The sequence below is a fragment of the Cysteiniphilum sp. genome (assembly GCF_057495195.1).
In genome coordinates this window covers 1-3,827 of sequence record NZ_JBXTEF010000008.1, presented here as the reverse complement: position 1 = coordinate 3,827, position 3,827 = coordinate 1, and the positions used below count along the sequence as shown (strand labels likewise).

The 3,827-nt window shown below is 37.5% G+C and carries 2 protein-coding genes; one reads left to right on the top strand and one right to left on the bottom strand.

Going from position 1 to position 3,827, the window contains the following annotated elements:
• Positions 1-102 precede the first annotated feature (102 nt).
• A complete protein-coding gene (locus ACY10D_RS01010) occupies positions 103-1,263 on the bottom strand; it encodes a saccharopine dehydrogenase family protein (RefSeq protein ID WP_486998955.1) in 1,161 nt (386 codons plus the stop codon).
• A 156-nt stretch (positions 1,264-1,419) separates the two neighbouring features.
• Here ACY10D_RS01010 and ACY10D_RS01005 point away from each other — a divergent pair, with 156 nt between their 5' ends.
• Entirely contained in the window at positions 1,420-3,651 is a 2,232-nt protein-coding gene (locus ACY10D_RS01005; RefSeq protein ID WP_486998954.1) for a DNA internalization-related competence protein ComEC/Rec2, read from the top strand.
• The last annotated feature ends 176 nt before the right edge of the window (positions 3,652-3,827 follow it).

Here is a 3,827-nt window from a genome sequence, read left to right as displayed (position 1 = left end):
AAAAGATCCCTATAAACCTATGCTTTTCAAGAGGGGTGGCAGCCGTAGGCTGACGGGGTGTTTATAAAATCATAGTTTTTGCTAAAGTGCGTAACTCCAGATTTAGATATATTCTCTTTTGCTTGGATTAGTACCAAGCTCAGACTTTGGGTTATCAGCGCAGTTATCTAAAAAATTATAACGATAATAGTGACCAAAGCGATTATCCATCATTTGTGCTAAGGTAATATCTTCTTGCTTAGCAAAACCTGCTTTAAAATGCGCTTGTTTTAATGCAAGGTCAATGGTGACACATAGACCACAAGCTGTTGTTAATTGCAAAGCACTCCACTGTTGTCCAAAGGCCTCTTGTGAGTGGTATTTCTTAGCAAAATGACGTTCACTATAAACGCCATTAATTGTACCTTCAACAGAGACATAGACCAAGACGACATCGTCTTCAACGCGCGGAATGGCATTGTTGAATATCTCACACAAAAGTGCTTGTTTGTCCTTAAGCTTAAGATCGTTAATTAGAAAGCGTAACTTCTCACAGTGTCCTGGGTAGCGTACACTTTTATAGTTGATATTACGTACCTTGCCCTTATAAGTGTCTTTGAGTGAGCCGATACCGCCTGAGGTATTAAATGCTTCATACGTTAGTCCATCAATTTTAATTGTCTCAAGATCATCAAGTGGATCGATCGTGACATTTTTGAAATCTTCAATCGCTTCACATGGCTTGACATATTCATTGATTAAGCCTTCGGTTGACCAAGTCAGTGCATATTGCAGTGGATGACTGATGTTAACAGGTAACGCACCTACGCGCATCTTGACCGTTTCAGCTTCATCGAAAAGCTTAACAAGATCATTCGTAACGACGCTTATAAAGCCAGGAGCTAATCCGCATTGCGGTGCAAAAACTTTGTCACTATTTTGTGAAAGTGTCTCAACATATTTTGTTGTTTCGACATCTTCAGTTAGATCAAAATAGTTGGTATCACAGGCTTTCGCCATTTCAGCTACTTTTTTGGTTAAAAAGTAAGGCAAAGCTGCGGCTAGTGCCGTGATATTGTGCTCTTTGATATATGCTTTAACATTGTCTTCCTTCATAATGTCTAATACACAGTGCGTTAGATTGTGAGCGTGCTTACCAAGAGTTAAAGACTTTCTATCGGCTTGAATATCAGCAATATGTACATGGTAATCACCACTTGATGCAAGCATAGCACCTGTAAGTAAACCTACTCTACCACTGCCAAATATAAGTATATTGATCATTAGAATCCTCCTTTTACTTTCTTTCATTTTCTTTACTTTGTTTATTTACGTTGCTTATCTTAATTTTAAAGATAGGCTGTTTTTATGTTTTCTAGTTAATAAATTTCACTTAAGCGCATCCTTTTCGCCGAAATAGTTATTAATGATACCTAAATAATGGAGATATTTTACATATTGATAGTATTGTTGCAATCAAAATTCAGCAAAATTTCACACGCTTTTTTCGTAAAAGCGCTTTATCTTCACTATGCTAAAAGCAGTGTTTGTTATTTGAACTTTTTTATGCGTAGAGACTTGGGGCTTTCTTTAATCATCCTGTTGTTATTGCTTATCGCAATGCATGGGTTTTGGGTGCTTTATGACTATGCTGAGAAATATCCTGAGAATCAGTTAAATAAAAAAATTGTGATCGAAGGTGTTGTTGCTAGTTTGGTTGATCGTGATAAGGCGGTTAGCAAGTTTTTATTTGCGACAAAGGACGGTTTGATTCGCTTGAGTGTTTATCCAAATAAAAATTTACGGCCATGGCAGTTAACGCCAGGTTCGCGTTGGCGCTTACATGCTAAGTTGCAAATGGCAAAAGGCTTTAGCAATCCAGGGGTTTTTAACTATGCCAATTGGCTCAAGCGTCAGCAAGTTAAGGCGGTGGGTTATGTTAATACAGCTGAAAAAGCACAATTTCGCGGGATAGATTATCGCTACTTTGTTGAGCGCTTGCGTTATCGGATTGAACGCATACTGCAAAAAGCCATTAAAAATACACAGTTACGAGCACTAGCCAGTGCCTTATTAATTGGCAATAAAAATGAACTTACGCTTGATGATAAGCGCCTTTTTCAGCAAACAGGTACATCTCACTTGATTGCAATATCAGGACTTCATATTGGCATGATTGCATTATTTGCTTTTTGTTTGTTACGAGCTTTATGGTCATGTTCAGTGCGTTTATGTCAGTGGTTGCCAGCGCAAAAGGCAGGGTTAATTGCGGCTGCTATCAGTGCCTTTGGTTATAGTCTTTTAGCCGGTTTTGCCATTCCTACGGAACGCGCTTTTATCATGGTGCTTGTTTTTTCTATTGGGCTTTTTATCAATCGCAAGATCAATAGCTTTTATTTATTACTTATGGCAGGCGTTATTATCGTTCTATGGCAGCCTTTATCGTTATTTGAACCTGGGTTTTGGCTGTCGTTTATGGCAGTTTTCTTTTTGATTGTCATTAATCGCAGCCTGTTATCATTGACTAAATTTAAGCGCTATCTTTTGATTCAATTATTGTTAATGATTCTATTAATTCCACTGACTATTTTCTGGTTTCAGGGTTTTAGTATGGTTGGCGTCATTGCCAATCTAGTTGCAATTCCATGGGTGAGCTTTTTAGTGGTGCCGAGTTTGTTTATTAATCTGATGTTATCATTATTCGGTATGAATCTCTGGTTTATTAGTGCTTATTTGATTAAATTTTTGGTGCTATGGCTTAACCTTCTACCTGTTGATATGTTGTTCTTTTATTGGCATAGCATCTCAATGTTAGCAGTTGTTAGCGCAGTTATTGGCTTAACTTTGCTACTTTTCCCTTTGCCATGGTATTTGCGTGTATTAAGTATTGCACTCTTTCTACCAATTTTTCAAAAAGAACGCTTGTCTTCAGATGTGGTTTTTAAAATGACTGTGCTTGATGTTGGACAAGGAATGGCAACTGTGATTCAAACGCCAGAAACCGTTGTTGTTTATGACACTGCAGGTGGCAATGGTAAGAAATTTATTATCGCTAAACACACCCTTATTCCTTACCTTAAACATCAAGGTATCAATCATATTGACACACTTGTCATCAGCCACAAAGATAAAGATCATAGCGGAGGATTGGAGCATGTGCTTAATGAGTTTACAGTCACTAGAGTATTTAGTAATGAGAAAATAGGCAAAGTAGATGCAAAAATTTGTCAAGAGGGTTTGCAGTGGCAAGTTCATGGTGTCAGATTTGAATTTCTGACTGTCAATCATCTTAAAGGTAACAATGGCTCTTGTGTGTTAAAGGTAAGTTTTAATGATCAATCCGTTTTGTTAACGGGTGATATTTACAAAACAGCTGAGCGTCATCTACTTAATAACCATCGTACATTACTGCCATCAACGATTTTGCTTGCACCGCATCATGGTAGCTCAAGTTCGTCATCTAAAGACTTCATTGAAGCAGTGAGTCCAAAATATGTGATTTTTAGCAGTGGTAAGCATGATGGCTTTAAACATCCACACAGTGAAGTGGTGCAAAATTATCAAGCTGCAAATATAAAAATATTAAATACCGCACAAAATGGTGCAATCACGGCTATATTTAAAGATAATGGCGAGCTAGTGATAGAAACAAACAAAACTGAAGAAGAATAAATAATTGGAGTTACGCATTTTTTAAAAAACTATGATTTAGAAACACCCCGTCAGTCTGCGACTGCCACCCTTGCAAAGAGGGGAATTGGGCAATGGTGATTTTATATTCCCCTCTTTGCAAGCATAGGTTTATAGGGATCTTTTTGTAAGTGGGTTTTAAAATGGTTGAGTTAAAG